Annotated in this window: 14 protein-coding genes and 1 pseudogene; 2 read left to right on the top strand and 13 right to left on the bottom strand. The window is 61.7% G+C overall.

Going from position 1 to position 15,363, the window contains the following annotated elements:
• Positions 1-8: 8 nt before the first annotated feature.
• The 9 genes and pseudogenes from ACERZ8_RS12970 to ACERZ8_RS12930 form a co-directional block, all read right to left on the bottom strand.
• Positions 9-281 carry a hypothetical protein gene (locus tag ACERZ8_RS12970; protein ID WP_407592597.1) on the bottom strand — a complete coding sequence of 91 codons (273 nt, stop codon included), beginning with the start codon at positions 279-281 and terminating at the stop codon, positions 9-11.
• Positions 278-526 (bottom strand): DUF2484 family protein, encoded by a 249-nt coding sequence (locus ACERZ8_RS12965; protein WP_407592596.1) that lies wholly within the window; start codon positions 524-526, stop codon positions 278-280. The genes ACERZ8_RS12970 and ACERZ8_RS12965 overlap by 4 nt, the downstream gene beginning before the upstream one ends.
• The gene (locus ACERZ8_RS12960) at positions 523-786 is read right to left on the bottom strand and encodes a DUF2484 family protein (RefSeq protein ID WP_407592595.1); all 264 of its coding nucleotides are present in this window, start codon (positions 784-786) and stop codon (positions 523-525) included. The genes ACERZ8_RS12965 and ACERZ8_RS12960 overlap by 4 nt, the downstream gene beginning before the upstream one ends.
• Entirely contained in the window at positions 783-1,052 is a 270-nt protein-coding gene (locus tag ACERZ8_RS12955; protein WP_407592594.1) for a hypothetical protein, read from the bottom strand. Before ACERZ8_RS12955 ends, ACERZ8_RS12960 begins: the two co-directional genes overlap by 4 nt.
• Complete coding sequence (locus ACERZ8_RS12950) at positions 1,049-1,369, bottom strand: hypothetical protein (protein WP_407592593.1); 321 nt, start codon at positions 1,367-1,369, stop codon at positions 1,049-1,051. The genes ACERZ8_RS12955 and ACERZ8_RS12950 overlap by 4 nt, the downstream gene beginning before the upstream one ends.
• A 5-nt stretch (positions 1,370-1,374) precedes the next feature.
• The gene (gene murC, locus ACERZ8_RS12945; protein ID WP_407592592.1) at positions 1,375-2,781 is read right to left on the bottom strand and encodes a UDP-N-acetylmuramate--L-alanine ligase; all 1,407 of its coding nucleotides are present in this window, start codon (positions 2,779-2,781) and stop codon (positions 1,375-1,377) included.
• Entirely contained in the window at positions 2,778-3,875 is a 1,098-nt protein-coding gene (locus tag ACERZ8_RS12940; RefSeq protein ID WP_407592591.1) for a UDP-N-acetylglucosamine--N-acetylmuramyl-(pentapeptide) pyrophosphoryl-undecaprenol N-acetylglucosamine transferase, read from the bottom strand. The genes murC and ACERZ8_RS12940 overlap by 4 nt, the downstream gene beginning before the upstream one ends.
• Positions 3,872-5,037: pseudogene (gene ftsW, locus ACERZ8_RS12935) on the bottom strand (putative lipid II flippase FtsW). Before ftsW ends, ACERZ8_RS12940 begins: the two are co-directional and overlap by 4 nt.
• 284 nt (positions 5,038-5,321) lie before the next feature.
• Positions 5,322-5,927 carry a DUF922 domain-containing protein gene (locus ACERZ8_RS12930; RefSeq protein WP_407592590.1) on the bottom strand — a complete coding sequence of 202 codons (606 nt, stop codon included), beginning with the start codon at positions 5,925-5,927 and terminating at the stop codon, positions 5,322-5,324.
• 218 nt (positions 5,928-6,145) lie between these two features.
• Here ACERZ8_RS12930 and ACERZ8_RS12925 point away from each other — a divergent pair, with 218 nt between their 5' ends.
• The gene (locus tag ACERZ8_RS12925) at positions 6,146-7,321 is read left to right on the top strand and encodes a BaiN/RdsA family NAD(P)/FAD-dependent oxidoreductase (RefSeq protein ID WP_407592589.1); all 1,176 of its coding nucleotides are present in this window, start codon (positions 6,146-6,148) and stop codon (positions 7,319-7,321) included.
• Positions 7,322-7,559: 238 nt separating this feature from the next.
• Here ACERZ8_RS12925 and murD read toward each other — a convergent pair whose 3' ends face one another.
• Positions 7,560-8,954, bottom strand: a complete 1,395-nt coding sequence (gene murD, locus ACERZ8_RS12920; RefSeq protein ID WP_407592588.1) for a UDP-N-acetylmuramoyl-L-alanine--D-glutamate ligase — start codon at positions 8,952-8,954, stop codon at positions 7,560-7,562.
• 579 nt (positions 8,955-9,533) lie between these two features.
• Here murD and ACERZ8_RS12915 point away from each other — a divergent pair.
• Positions 9,534-11,180: a capsular polysaccharide export protein, LipB/KpsS family gene (locus ACERZ8_RS12915; RefSeq protein ID WP_407592587.1), complete on the top strand. Its 1,647-nt coding sequence runs from the start codon at positions 9,534-9,536 to the stop codon at positions 11,178-11,180.
• A 161-nt stretch (positions 11,181-11,341) separates the two neighbouring features.
• On the opposite strand, the gene mraY is transcribed toward ACERZ8_RS12915, so the two are convergent.
• From mraY to ACERZ8_RS12900, 3 genes are read right to left on the bottom strand one after another with little or no spacing between them, the layout of a single operon-like run.
• Positions 11,342-12,424 carry a phospho-N-acetylmuramoyl-pentapeptide-transferase gene (gene mraY, locus ACERZ8_RS12910; RefSeq protein ID WP_407592586.1) on the bottom strand — a complete coding sequence of 361 codons (1,083 nt, stop codon included), beginning with the start codon at positions 12,422-12,424 and terminating at the stop codon, positions 11,342-11,344.
• A gap of 12 nt (positions 12,425-12,436) precedes the next feature.
• On the bottom strand, positions 12,437-13,885 hold the full coding sequence (locus ACERZ8_RS12905; protein ID WP_407592585.1) for a UDP-N-acetylmuramoyl-tripeptide--D-alanyl-D-alanine ligase: 1,449 nt from the start codon (positions 13,883-13,885) through the stop codon (positions 12,437-12,439).
• Positions 13,882-15,357, bottom strand: a complete 1,476-nt coding sequence (locus ACERZ8_RS12900) for a UDP-N-acetylmuramoyl-L-alanyl-D-glutamate--2,6-diaminopimelate ligase (RefSeq protein WP_407592584.1) — start codon at positions 15,355-15,357, stop codon at positions 13,882-13,884. Before ACERZ8_RS12900 ends, ACERZ8_RS12905 begins: the two co-directional genes overlap by 4 nt.
• Positions 15,358-15,363: the final 6 nt, after the last annotated feature.

The following is a 15,363-nucleotide window of genomic DNA, read 5'->3' as shown; positions in this document are numbered from 1 at the left end:
TCGCGGCGTCACGTCGCGCTGGCCCGCGTGCGAAACAGCCACGCAAACACGCCGCCCCCGAACAGACCCGCCGCCAAGGGCGGGGCAATCAGGTAGGCCGCGATGACAATGGCATAGCCATCCCCCGGCAACGCCTCGGTCGGGGTCCAAGAGACAAAGAACACGAGGCCGATCATGACAAGGATCAGCCCGACTAGGCTGCGCAGCATGAACCGGCGGGCAAGGACAAAGCCCACCAGCGTGCCCATGAACAGTGCGGCAAGGGCAATCGGCATAATCATCGCGCCACCCGTCCCTTGATCCAGCGGGTGAGGTAAATGACCGGCCAGCGCAGCACGCTCATCCCCGCCGCCAGCACTAAAAGGCCGATCCACGGCCCGTGTTGCCATGTGACATAACCCACAATCGGAATGCCGATGGCGATGAGGCCATAGGCGTTGGTCCAGTGATTGTCCTTGCTGGGAAACATCGCCATGACATTGGCAATCAGCGCCCAGAGACAGGCAAGAATGATCGATAGGCTCATGAGCGCAGCTCCGGCGGCAAAGTTGGGTTCTGACCGCGCGCCTTGGCCCAGAAATAGCGCAAAGGGTTGCGGAACATTGATACGAACGCGGCCAGGGCCAGTGCACCCGCCCACCACGCAACAGCAATGCCGATCCACAGGATCAGCAGCGGTGCGGCGATCAGCAGCGCAACGCCCGGCACGTACTGGTGACGCATCGGCAGCATGGCGACAATCGTTGCCGCAAACACCCACCCGATACAGGCCCAAAGCAACATCATGCCATCCGCCTCGCCCGTGCCCGTTTGACCATATGCGCCGCCCCGATCCCCGACAGGGCCATGACCGACAGGTAGACGATCAGCACAAACAGGGTGAGGTTGGCCGCCATGGCCATCATCTGCGGATCCATCCGCGTCGCCTCGACTGTCCACTGATAGCCCAGAAAATTGGCCGAGACCCAGAACAGCCCCGCAATCCGCGTGTTGATCCACGCCACACCAAAGGCCAGCGACAGGGCCAGAATTCCAAGACAAATCACCATCATGTGCGCAGTCCTTTCCAATGCAACCACCCCAGACGTATTCCTGCGGCAACGGCGCCATAGGCGGCCGTCCATGCCAGCATCCAGCCCAAAACCACGATCACGGCCGGGAATGAAACAGAAACCGCTTTCATGGTTTCCATGAGGTTCTCACCTGCGCTGATCGCCCAGATGCCGAAATAGACGTACGGGGCGACCAGCATCAGGGCGGCGATGCCCAGCACCCCCAGCAAAGTCTTGCGCAAACCCCAGATCAGCGCGACGGGCACCGCAACAAGCGGGACACCGACGACCAGAATGCTGAACAGGTTAACCTCCATCGCCCTTATGCCGCCCCCTTTTGCAACCGCCCCGGAAGGGCGTTGGCCCATGCCGATATCGTCCCGGCTCCAAGGCAAACCACCATATCACCGGGACGGGCCTGCTCGCGCACAAGGCGCTCCAGATCGTCCTCGCTGACCACGGCGCGCGCGTGGCGGTGGCCATGACGGATCAGGCCCGCGACCAGATCGTCGCGGGATGCCCCCTCGATCGGGTCCTCTCCGGCGGCAAAGATATCGGTGATCCCGACCACATCGGCATCGTTGAAGCACGAACAGAAGTCGTCAAAGTGATGGTGCAGGCGGGTATAGCGGTGCGGCTGGTGCACCGCGATCACGCGGCCTTCGGTGGCCTGCCGCGCGGCCTTCAGCACGGCGGCGATTTCCGTCGGGTGGTGGCCGTAATCGTCAATAATGGTCACGCCATCAATCTCACCCACGCGGGTAAAGCGGCGGTTGACCCCTTCGAAATTGGCCAGAGCGGTGCGGATTTCGTTGCCCTTCATGCCCAGATGGCGGGCCACGGCAATGGCTGACAACGCGTTCGAAACGTTGTGATCACCGGGCATCGGCAGCGAACAATCCTCGATCATCATGTCCTCGGCCTGCAGGGCCACGTCGAAATGCGCCACGCCCGCCTTGTAGGTCAGGTTCATCGCGCGCACGTCCGCCTGGGCATTGAACCCATAGGTGATCACACGGCGGTCCGTGATCTTGCCCACCAGCGCCTGCACATCCGGATCATCGGTGCAGCACACGGCGAGCCCGTAAAACGGGATGTTCGAGACAAAGTCATAGAACCCCTGGTGCAGCGCCTCTTCGGTGCCCCAATGCTCCATATGTTCGGGGTCGATATTGGTGATGATGGCAATGGTCGCAGGCAGGCGGTTGAAGGTGCCGTCGCTCTCGTCCGCCTCGACCACCATCCACTCGCCCTCGCCCTTGCGGGCGTTCGATCCATAGGCGTGGATGATGCCGCCATTCACGACCGTGGGGTCAAACCGGCCCTCGTCCAGAAGGGCCGCAACCATGGTGGTGGTGGTGGTTTTGCCGTGGGTGCCTGCAATCGCGATGTTGGATTTGAGGCGCATGAGCTCGGCCAGCATCTCGGCGCGGCGCACGATGGGCAGGCCACGGGCGCGGGCCGCGTCCAGTTCCGCATTGCCCGGCTTGATGGCGGATGAAATCACGACCACCTCGGCGTCATCGATATTGCTGGCCTTTTGGCCGACAAAGATGTGGGCGCCCAGTTCGGCCAGCCTGTCGGTGATCTTGGACGCTTTCAAATCCGACCCCTGCACCACGTACCCGTGGTTCAAAAGCACCTCGGCGATGCCCGACATCCCGATCCCGCCAATGCCGACGAAATGAATGGGGCCCACGTCTCCGGGCAGTTTGGTGGCGGCGTTCATGCGGTCCCTTTCTGTGCGAGGGTTTCAACGAGGCTGACAAGGTTTTCCGTCGCTTCCGGCTTGCCAAAACCGGACGCGGCGCGCGACATCTGCATCGCGCCATCCGGGTTGTCGAGCACCATTGCGATCTGTTCCGCGACGTTTTCGGGGGTCAGCTGGCTTTCGGGGATCAGGATGGCGGCCCCTGCCTCGACCAGCCCGCGGGCATTGGCGCTTTGATGATCGCCCGTGGCCGCAGCATAGGGGATCAGGATCGACGGGCGGCCAATGACCGAGATGTCGGCCACGGATGAAGCACCCGCGCGCGAGATGATCAGTTGCGCCTCGCTCATGCGGCGCGGCACGTCGGTGAAAAAGGGCTGCACATCGGCCGCAATGCTATGTTCGTCGTAAAAGGCGCGCACGCGCGCTTCATCCTCACCGCGCGCCTGATGGCTGACACGCAGGTTTTTCAGACGGTCCATGGGCAGGCTGGCAACGGCGGGCGGTATTACGTCCGACAGAATGCGCGCACCTTGCGAGCCACCAATCACCAGTATCTCCATCGGGTAGTCCCCCGGCGCGATATAGCCGGACTCGGCGCGTTCCAGCACCGCACTGCGCACCGGGTTGCCCACATGCACACCCTCGACCCCTTCGGGCAGGTCCGTGGGCCACGTGCCGCAGGCCACCGTATCAACGCGTTTGGACAGCATCCGGTTGACCTTGCCCAGCACCCCGTTCTGTTCGTGGATCATGCGTGGCAGGCGCAACAGTGTCGCCGCCGCCATCGCCGGAATGGTTGGATAGCCGCCAAAGCCCACAACAACCGTGGGGCGGTCCCGCAGCAACTTGAGGGTCGCCCCGACAATGCCTGCCGCAATGCGAAATGGCACGAGGGCCTTGGCCAGCAGCCCGCCACGGGCAAAGGTGGCCGATGATATCTGTTCGATCTCGGTGGTATGTGGGAACCCGCCAGTATAGCGCGCCCCGCGCGCGTCCGTGCTCAACTTGACCCGCCAGCCGCGCACCAGCATCGCCTCGGCAAGCGCCTGGGCCGGGAACATGTGCCCGCCCGTGCCACCCGCGGCAATGAGGAGCAAGGGCTGGCTCATCGCCGCCCTCGTCCCAGCAGATCCGCAATCTCGCCCTGCGGCCGCGTGCGGGTGAAGGCCAGCAACATGCCCACCGCAATGCCCGACGCAATGACGGACGACCCACCGTAGCTCACGAAAGGCAGCGTCATGCCCTTGGCCGGCAACAGACGGACTGCGACACCCATGTTGATCATCGCCTGCACGCCGAACATGCAGGCCAGCCCCGTGCCCGCAAGGCGGATGAACGGATCACGCTCGCGCAGCAACCGCATAAGCGAGCGCACGACAATCCCGGTATAAAGCGCGATGATGCACAGCACGAGGATCAGGCCATATTCTTCGGCCGCCACGGCAATGATGAAATCGGTGTGGGCGTCGGGCAGCGACCATTTCACCTGCCCCTCGCCCACGCCGACACCGAACAGACCGCCCTCCTGAATGGCGTTGGTGGCATAGCCAAGCTGCGTGCGCGGATCGACATCCGGGCTCAGGAACCCGTCGATGCGGCGGGCAAAGTGTTCAGAGTTGGAATAGGCAATCGTGCCGCCAAAGATCACCAGCCCAGCCATGCCGACCAGCAGCAGCATCGGCGCTCCGGCCACGAAATACATGACACCCCAGCCAAACAGGACCAGACAGGCCTGCCCGAAATCTGGTTGCAAGGCCAGCATCAGCACGATGGACACGCACAAAGCAAAGGACCACGTTTTGCCCGGCGGGCCGTTGATTTCCTGGCTCGCGGCCATCATCCAGGCCGCTGCCACGACAAATCCGGGTTTCAGGAATTCAGAGGGCTGGATCGACGCAAAGCCAAGCGAATACCAGCGCATCGCGCCTTTGCCGAAATCCGTCCCGAAAAAGGGCAGCAAGGCCAGCGCCACGAAGGCCACGAGAAAGCCCAGCACCGCCAGACGGCGCACCAGCAGGGGCGACATCATCGAGGTCAGGATCATCGCGATCAACGCCGCGACCCCGAAAATCGCCTGCTTGGTCACGTAATAGAAGGGGGAAAGCCGTTCTTTTCCGCCAGCGGCACAGAGGCGGCCAAGGCCAGCAACAGCCCGATGGCAAACAGGATCAGAACGCAACTCAGCGACCATTTGTCGATGGTACGCCACCATTTTGGAAGTATGGGTTCGCCGTCCCGCACCGGGACCGCGCCATAGACCATCTCTGTCATGATCTGCCGCCTTGTTGCCTATAACTGCCTCATGCCCCCGGTTTGCCCAAGGTGCTTGCGCGCGATCATAGCGGCAAAAACGCCTGCGGGCTAGCCCTTGTTCTCAAGGGCCGCGCAGCGGTTGAGCGGTTTTGCGCGAGTGGGCATTGGCGGGACATCCGTGCCGCAGAATTGCGGAACCGTGCGATTATGGACCGGCAGTATTTGCCCCTCTCCGGTCACATCCGCGCAGGCTCCGTCAAGGCACCAGCCCGCCAAGGCAGCGCCATGGGCTCGACGGCACATCACTTCACAGTGGCATCCAGAACCGGCCCATGCCCGGGCCGCCCGCGCTTCTTCGGCTTGTCCAGCTTCTTGTGGATCGCGTTGAACCGCTTGGCCATGGACGTGGCGTTGTACTTTTTCACGATCTGCTTTTGCAGATCCCCCGCCGCGGCCATCGCCGCCTTGCCCTTGTCGGCATCCACACCCGTTCCGCGCATCGCGTTGATATCAGCCACGATGGTCACCGCGTCGCTCTTGACCTTCTTGACGTGTTCGTTCTCGTGAATGCCCAGCTTCAGCTTGAAGCGGGCCCATTCGATCCACGCACTTACCGACAGCTTGTTGGCGCCAATCTCGGGCAGCAAGGTTTCGCTTGTGTAAACAACAGGCATAGATTTGATCTTGGCCATCGCCTCGAATTTCCCGTCCCTGCGCGTGGTGATCGCGCCGTCACCCTCGAACCGCGCGCTTGAAACAGCGGCGCTGACGTCCAGCGTTGTGGTGGTGAGGGCTGCGACGCGTTTTCCGTCATTGGGGTCTTTCGGCCCCTTCTTTTTCAAGTCTTTCAGAACCGCCATCAGGTCATCGCCCGACACTTTGTAGCTTCTGAATTTTGTCGGCGTCACTCTGAGAGTTGCGGGCATTGCAAATCCTCCGTTCCATCCAGAGGCCCCAGTTTACTCTACTGCGGGCATCCCGCAAAATGGGCCCGAAGTGCCAGTCGCCGTGTGTGACCGAGCACCTTGCTGGCAGTTGGTGTTCGCCCAGACCCGATCTTCAACAGATCACAGACCAGCCCGCCCTGCCCTTGACCCCGACTGTGCATTCCTGCACGCCCCACCTCATGAATTACGACACGCTTGTTATCGGGGCCGGAGCAGCTGGCATGATGTGCGCAGCCCATGCGGGGGGCCGCGTGCTAATCGTGGATCATGCCCGCGCCCCGGGCGAGAAAATCCGCATCTCCGGCGGCGGACGCTGCAACTTCACCAACATGTATTGCGACGCCGAGGCGTTCATCAGCGAAAATCCCCATTTCGCCAAATCCGCACTGGCCCGCTACACCCAGTGGGATTTCATCGCGCTGGTCGATCAGCACGGCATCGCATGGCATGAAAAGACGCTGGGCCAGTTGTTCTGCGACACCTCGGCCAAGGACATCACCGCGATGCTGCGCACGCTGATGCAGGACGCAGGCGTCGATCTGCACCTGCAAACCGAAATCAGCCACTTTGCCAGGTCGCCCGATGGGTTCAAGGCCACGCTGATCCGGGACGGACACACACAGCACGTCACGGCCAAGCGCGCCGTGATCGCCACGGGCGGCAAATCGATCCCCAAAATGGGGGCAACCGGCTTTGCCTACGACATCGCACGCCAGTTCGGACACCGCGTGACCGAGCTTGAGGCGGCACTCGTGCCCTTCACCTTCCCCGACCGGCGCTTTGCGGCCATCTCGGGCGTCGCCTGCCCCGCGCGCATCAGCGCCAACGGCCCCGCCTTCGACGAAGCGCTGCTGTTCACCCATCGCGGCCTGTCAGGCCCTGCGGTGCTGCAAGCCTCCAGCTACTGGAACGCAGGCGAGGCCATCACGATCACGCTCAACCCCGACACGGACTTCGCAACCCTGCTCAGGGAAAAACGGCAAAGCGATGGGAAAAAGGCGCTGACCACCGAACTGGCGCGCCACCTGCCTGCCCGCCTCGTCGATCACCTCAGCACAGAATTCGACCTCAGCGGCCGACTGGGCGACATTTCGGACACGCGCATTTCCGAGATCACGCAGATGCTAAGCGCATGGCGCCTCACCCCCGGCGGCACCGAAGGCTACCGCACGGCCGAAGTCACGCGGGGGGGCATCGACACGGCCACGCTTGATTCCAAAACCATGCAATCCAAAACCACGCCGGGCCTCTTTTTCATTGGCGAAGCGGTGGACGTGACCGGCTGGCTCGGGGGCTACAACTTTCAATGGGCCTGGTCCTCGGCGATGGCGGCCGCGCGCGCCTTGCGGGACTGATCTCCGTCTCGGAGCCGCCGTCGCCTGACACCGAACGGACGAGAGGCGGGTGGGCAGACAAGCCAAATCGCCGAGGGGCCCCAGAATGGGGATACGGCTATTTTGCTTGGCGGACCGCACGGCATCTGTCAGGCACGGGATCAGGCGATGGCGGACGCGGGACAGATCTCTGTCTTGGTGAGTCCTGAAGCGGCATCAGACAAAAAATGTCGTGCGCGCTTATGCGCGCTCCGCCGGATCACAGCCGCTTGGTCACTTCGGCCACGAAATCCTCTCCGCGCCGCTCAAAACTGTCATATTGATCGAAACTGGCCGCAGCGGGCGCAAGCAAGACGACATCCCCCGCCTCTGCCTCATCCATGGCCGCCGCAACAGCCTCGGCCATGCTCGTACACACCTGCGCATCGACCTCAAGCTGCATGGCAAACTGCGCCGCCTCGCGGCCAATCACATAGGCTTTTTTCACAGACGCCGTGGCCGCGTTGAGCGCACCCAACCCACCTTCTTTCTGCAAGCCGCCGCAGATCCAGCGGATGTCCGAGAAGGCCGCCAGTGCCTTGGCCGCGCTGTCCACATTGGTGGCCTTGGAGTCGTTGACATAGCGCACGCCATCCGCCTCGGCGATGGTCTGGCTGCGGTGCGGCAGGCCGCCAAAGGTGCGAAACGCAGCCTCGATCACCTTGGGCGCGATGCCAACGCTGCGCGCCGCCGCATAGGCCGCACAGGCGTTCTGATGATTGTGCGCGCCCGGCAGACCCGCAATGTCGCGCAAGTCGATGGAGGCGACCTGACGGCCCTTGCGAAACTCCGACAAATACCCCTTGCGCGCATAAACGCACCAGCCCGGCCCGCCCAGCTTGGTCTCGGCAGAGACGCGGATGACGCGATCATCCGATGCCCCCTCGCTAAGCTGTCCGGCCAGATACTGCCCTTCGGCCTCGTCCACACCAATGATGGCGCGATCAGGTCCGCCTTCGGCAAATAGGCGACGCTTGGCCGCAAAATACCCACCCATACCCGCATGGCGATCCAGATGATCGGGGGTAAGGTTGGTGAACACGGCCACATCCGGGGTCAGGTTGCGCGCCAGATCGGTCTGATAACTCGACAGTTCCAGCACGATCACCTCGCCATCATGGGGCGGATCAATGTCCAGCACCCCGCGCCCGATATTGCCTGCAAGCTGGCTGGGACGATGCGCGGCTTCCATGATGTGGTGGATCAGGGCGCAGGTCGTCGATTTCCCGTTCGATCCCGTAACGGCGATGACGCGCGGGGCAGTGTCGAAATTGTCCCATGACTGCGTGGCGAATGACTGAAAAAACAGGCCGATGTCATTGTCCACCGGCACACCTGCCGAAAGGGCAGCAGCCACCACAGGATTGGGGGCCGGGTAAAGATGCGGGATACCGGGCGAGACGATCAGACGGGCAATGTCGTCAAAGGCCCCCTGTTTGCGCAGATCGAGGCAGTCAAACCCTTCGGCCTCCGCGCGGTCGCGCGCCTCCGGATTGTCATCCCAACAGACAGGCATCGCGCCCCCCGCGTCCAATGCCCGCGCCGCCGACAGGCCCGAACGGCCAAGGCCAAGCACCGCGACACGCTTGCCCGACAGGCCCTGGACCGGGATCATGGGGTACCGCCTGCAGCAAGCGGCCAGCTTGGGGCCAGACCCCAGACCCCCGTCGTATTTCTGGTCAGAAGAAACAGAGGAACTCGCGCCCCGCTCGTCTCGGAAACCTGCCCCATGACACACTCCATCCTTTGGCGGCTAGAGGTCGCACGATCCCCAAGACGTCGCAAGAGGGCGTGTAGGCGCGGCCGCTTGAGGTCGATGCTAATTGATGTTTTAAGATTGTCAGCGGCAAAGCATCCAACGGCTTGGGTTAGCATATGTTTTTCGAAGCGCAAGCGATCCCTGATATTGGATCCGGCACGTGACAGCTCGCGTTGTGCTGCATCTTTCTGGCCGATTTCTCGACAACTTCGAGACTCGTCCACACCTGAAGCTTCAGGCACGGATCAAGAAACTCATCACAGGACGTGGCGGGATTGTCGACGTCAGACGACGAGATGAGCGTTGCCGAAATCCGGAAGAAACAGACTGGTCTGACCTGTTTGAGACCAACAACATTCATCTGGTTGAGAACGGCCTTGTGCGACATCCGTCCGTTTTGAACACCGCGCTTGCTTATCTACCCCCTATTACCACTTGGACCCGCGTGGCGCGCTTGCCAACAGTTCGGCCGCCGAAACGCCGAACGGCATGCACGATGTGGACAAGGCCAAGGCAGAACACTTTTGGCAGAACCTCCAAACCCGATTTGTCGCCAAACGGCACTCAAGATACAGTCAACCTATTGACGTCGAGGACATCCCCAAAGAGAGCATTGCAATCTTCCTTCAGGGCGACAATCCACAACGATGGGGTACGGCGTACTGTGATCCCGAAACTATGATCCGCACCGTTGTGGCGCATGCCCAAGGACGGCCGGTTGTCGTCAAGGCACATCCTGCCAGCGATCTTTCAAACGAAAGAAAGATGCTGCTGCGTCTGATGCACGAAGGTCTGGACTTGTTTCTTACCGATGCCAACATTCACGATATCCTGCGACAATGCGCTGTGACCGTATCATTCAATTCAGCGGTCGCAATCGAGGGATTTCTGCACAACAAACCAGCGGTCCTGTTTGGGCGTTCCGACTTTCATCACTGCTGTGAAACAGTGCAAAAACCTGACGATTTTCCGGATGCGCTGGACAGGGCGCTGACACGTAGTTGGGATTACCGGCTCTTCCTCTACTGGTACTTCACGACCTTCTGTTTCTCTCCAAACGACCCGCATGTCGATGACGCGATCCTGAACCGGTTTGATGAAATAGGGTTTTCCCCCAAACGGCTCGGGCTGACCGATCCTTCTCCTTGGATGAAAAAGCTACTGACCAAACAGAACGCCGCACAGGCGCTTGAAACCTATTTGTTGGACCGCCCTGAGGTCGAAAGGGCGCGCAAATTCAAGGCCCTGAAAGTGACCGACAAAAGCTGGGTATTTGCAGCGCAGATCAATGGCAAAAAAGTTGTGGTAAAGCGATTTCTAGAACAGAATGCAGAGCATACCGTACGCAGCCTCAAGGGCGAATTGGACTATCTCGAAACTGTCTTTGGTGATGGGGATTGCCAGGCAAACCGCTGCTTGATGTCGTGGCCCAAAGACGGAGTCGTTGTCCTCAGCTTTGTGCCGGGATCAAGGTTGGGCGACAAGATTGCCGCCTCAAGAGGGCCCAAGCGGCGCGCGCTGATGGCCCATAGCGCAAAATGGCTTGCGACCTACACAGCACCGCGCCGGCGCGACAGCACATTCGGACCTCGCTTCTGGATAAAGCAACTTCTGGGCAAAGACCTCAGCCACATCGACACACCGGCTGATTTGCAGCTTTTGCGTGATCTTATCGACGCGTTGAGATCACAAAGGGACAGGGTCATGGGCAGCCCTGTCGTTCAAGCCGCGACGCATGGGGACTTTGTCGGTATCAATGCGCATTACCATGCGGGCGTGATCTATGGCGTTGATATTCAAGGCGAGTGTTGGTTGGCAATCGCACGAGAAGCGGCGCGTTTTCTGGTTTGGCTGCAGGTGCACGACCCAAATCGCCCCGAACGACGCCATGCCGGCATTGATGCAGACGATTGGACGGCGTTCCTGTCCGTTGGCGTTTTGCCCGCAGCGGAGCACGAGACGACCCTGCCGTTTTTCGTCGGTGAACAATTGTATGGTCGGTATGTCGAAAGCTATGAGCGTCAAGATATCCGAGAGAATACTCGCGCTGCAATTGAGGCCTATATCAGCAGCTATCGGTAAGGTGATATGCGTCGGGATCGGCGATCCTCCTGAATTGCCTCATGCGCCAGATCCCGGTTGCGTATTCGTATTGCCCCTAGACCTTACCAAAGGGTTAAACCGCCTCTGTAAGTGCTTGAAATCTATGGAGCCGAAAAATGTCCCAGCGTGGGACACCCCATTTAGCGCACCTTCAACGTGGCCAGCCCGATCATCGCCAGGATCAGCGCGATGATCCAGAACCGGATGACAATCTGAGGCTCCGCCCAGCCCTTTTTTTCGTAATGGTGGTGGATCGGGGCCATCAGAAACACCCGCTTGCCCGTCCGCTTGAAATAGAGAACCTGGATCATCACCGACAGCGCCTCAACCACGAAAATCCCGCCGACGATGGCGAACACGATTTCATGTTTCGAAGCGACCGCGATGGCCCCCAAAGCCCCGCCCAAAGCCAACGAGCCAGTATCGCCCATGAACACCGCCGCAGGGGGCGCGTTGTACCACAGGAACCCGAGGCCCCCGCCGATGATCCCCATGGTGAAGATCAAGAGCTCCCCTGTGCCGGGGACGTAGTGCAGCCCAAGGTCTTCGGTGAAATCGACGCGCCCCACGAAATAGGCGATCACGCCGAGGGTCGCGGCAGCAATCATCACTGGCATAATCGCCAACCCGTCAAGGCCATCTGTCAGGTTCACCGCATTGGCCGAGCCCACGATCACGATGATGGAAAACGGGATAAACAAGAGTCCAAGGTTGATCAGCACGTCCTTGAACACCGGCACGGCAAGCTGGTTTTGCAAGCCCTCCGGGTGCGCCACGGCAGAGAAATAGGCGGCGATGGCGGCAATCAGAAACCCCAGAAGCAGGCGCACCTTGCCCGGAACACCGGCAGTATTTTGCTTGGACACCTTGGCGTAATCATCAGCAAATCCGATCAGGCCAAAGGCCAGTGTAACCCCAAGCACGATCCAGACAAAAGGATTGTCGAGCCGCGCCCAGAGCAGGGTCGAGGTCACAAGCGCCCCGACGATCAAGAGGCCCCCCATGGTGGGTGTGCCCGCCTTGACAAAGTGCCCCTCGGGGCCGTCGTCGCGGATCGGCTGGCCCTTGCCTTGCGTCTTGCGCAGCACTGCGATCAAGGGGCGGCCAAACATGAACCCAAAAACCAGCGCCGTCATGAACGCACCGCCCGCCCGAAAGGTGATGTAGCGGAACAGGTTGAAAAAATCGCCCCCGTCCGAAAGTGCTGTCAACCAATAGAGCATGTCGGCCTATCCTTACGCATTATCTTGTGGGTCTGCGCCCGTTATCTTCGGATGGCCCATTTTGCGGATCGCGTCAACGATGACGCTCAGTTTCATCGAAAGGGAGCCTTTGACCAATACCACGTCCCCGCTGTCCAGACGGCGCGCGACGCGGGCTTCCATCTCGGCCGAGGTTTCGGCCCACATGCCCTGTTTTTCGCCCGGCAGTTCGGCATGCAGGTTTTGCATCAGCGGGCCGATGCAGTGCACAACGTCGATGGCTTGCATCGCATCAAGTTCGGCAAGCTCGGCATGCATGTCCGGGCCGTCGGACCCAAGTTCTTTCATATCCCCGACAAAGGCGATGCGCCGCCCCTTGCTGACCCTGCCGATGTCATGTGTCACTTGTGCTGCCGCCAGCACATCGAGGGCTGCGGCCATCGATGTCGGGTTGGCGTTGTAGCTGTCGTCGATCAATTCGAGGGTCATGTGGGTGTCTACGGCGTCCAGCGCGATGATCTCACGTGCCCCGCGCCCCTCATAAGGTGACCAGCGGCCCAGACTTTGCGCAGCCAAGGCGAGGTCGGCCCCCAGTGCTTCGGCGGCGGCCAGCGCGCCAAGCCCGTTCATCGCATAATGTTTGCCCACGGCACCGATCTTGAACAGCAGAGGTGCGTCATGGGCCGTGGCCTGCACCACCGTGACTTCGCGCCCCAGATCGGCAGATTTCAGAACAAAATCAAACCCATGTTCGCCAAATCCGATATCGCGCCGTTTCATGTCATGCGCCTTGGCCTGCAGGATGGCGGCGGTGGAGCAGTCGTTGTTGAGGATCGCGGTGCCCCCATGTTCGAGGCCTTCAAGGATCGAGGCCTTTTCCACTGCGATCCCTTCGATGTTGTCAAAGGCCTCAAGATGCGCTGCCGCGACGGTGGTGATCATCGCCACGTGCGGGCGCGCCAGACGCGCGAGCGGAGCAATTTCGCCGGGGTGGTTCATCCCGATCTCGATAACAGCGTATTCCGTGTCGGCGGGCATCCGTGCCAATGTCAGCGGCACGCCCCAGTGGTTGTTGTAGCTGGCCACCGATGCGTGGGTGCGACCCTGATCGCCCAGAATGGCGCGCAACATTTCCTTGGTTGAGGTCTTGCCCACCGAGCCCGTGATGGCCACAACACGCGCTTCGGTGCGGGTGCGGGCGGCAGCGCCGAGCGCTTCGAGGGCTTTGAGCACATCGTCCACGATCAACAGCGGCGCATCCGGTGCAACGCCGTCGGGCACATGGCTGACAAGGGCGGCGGCGGCCCCTTTTTTCAGTGCCTGAGCGACGAAATCATGGCCGTCGCGCACGTCCTTCAGCGCCACAAACAGATCGCCTGTCTCTAGCGTGCGGGTGTCGATGGACACGCCGCTTGCGCTCCAATCCGTTGCGGTGCGGCCACCTGTTGCTGCAACGGCGTCAGCGGCGCTCCAAAGCGTCATGTCAGTCTTCCTTCGAGTGCGGCCACAGCGACGCTGGCCTGTTCGGCGTCGTCAAAGGGCAGGATGTCATCGCCCACGACCTGCCCCGTTTCGTGCCCCTTGCCTGCGATCAGCAGGGCATCACCGGGGCCCAATGCGTCCACTGCGCGCAGGATCGCCTCGGCCCGGTCGCCAACCTCGTGGGCGTTGGGGCAGCCATCCATGACGGCGGCACGGATCAGTGCCGGGTCTTCGGAGCGTGGGTTGTCGTCCGTGACGAACACCACATCGGCGTTTTGGGCCGCCGCCTGCCCCATCAACGGGCGTTTGCCCGCGTCGCGGTCACCGCCTGCGCCGACCACGGCAACTAGCTTGCCCATCACATGCGGTCGCATCGCGGCAAGGGCGGTGGCGACGGCATCGGGGGTATGGGCGTAATCGACGAACACGGCCGCGCCGTTTTCGCGGGTTGCGGCCAGTTGCATACGGCCCCGCACAGTGCCGAGATGCGGCAGGGTTTCGAACACGGCCTGCGGTTCGGCCCCGCAGGCAATCACAAGGCCACAGGCCAGCATCACGTTATCCGCCTGAAATCCGCCAATCAGCGGCAGGTGTGCAGTATAGCTTTTGCCCGCAAAGGAGAGGCGCACATCCTGCCCCGTGGTGTCAAAGCGTTGCGCTGTCAGGTGCAGATCGCCGCCGTCACGGCCCACGCTCAGCACCGTTTGGCCGCGGGCGCGCGCAATCGCGGCCATGTCGACACCCCGCGGGTCGTCGATGTTGATCACCGCGATGCCCTCCTCGGGCAGCACACGGGCAAAAAGGCCCGCCTTGGCGTCGAAATAGGCCTCGAAGGTTTCGTGATAATCCAGATGATCCTGCGTGAAATTGGTGAACCCGGCGGCTGTCAGCGTCACCCCGTCAAGGCGCCGCTGGTCAAGTCCATGAGAGGACGCCTCCATCGCGGCATGGGTAATGCCTGCGGCGCGGGCACCGGCCAATGTGCGATGCAAGGTGATAGGTTCGGGCGTTGTGTGGGCGAGCGGTGCGGTCCACGCGCCCTCGACCCCGGTGGTGCCCAGATTGACGGCGGACAGCCCCATCTCAATCCAGATCTGGCGCACGAATGTGGCCACCGAGGTTTTGCCGTTTGTGCCCGTCACGGCCACCATCGTGTCCGGCTGCCCGCCAAACCACAACGCCGCAGTCCGGCTGAGCGCGGCACGGGGATCATCGGTCAGGACAACGGCGATACCGTCGAGGTGACCGGCCGCGATGTCGGCACCCGCCCGATCGGTCAGCACGGCAACTGCGCCCATGCGCACGGCGTATTGGATAAACGTCGCCCCGTGCACGCGGGTGCCGGGCATGGCGGCGAACAGGGTCCCGTCCCTGACCTGACGGCTGTCGACCGCAATGTCGGTAACGTCGGGATTTGCCCCGCCAAGGGCGGTCAGGCCCAGCGATGATAATGGTCGTGCCTGCGCGCCCATGGATCG

Source organism: Tateyamaria armeniaca, from assembly GCF_045797845.1.
Classification (GTDB): Bacteria; Pseudomonadota; Alphaproteobacteria; order Rhodobacterales; family Rhodobacteraceae; genus Tateyamaria; species Tateyamaria armeniaca.
Note: the sequence above shows the minus strand (reverse complement) of the source record. Positions and strands in the feature narration are given on the sequence as shown.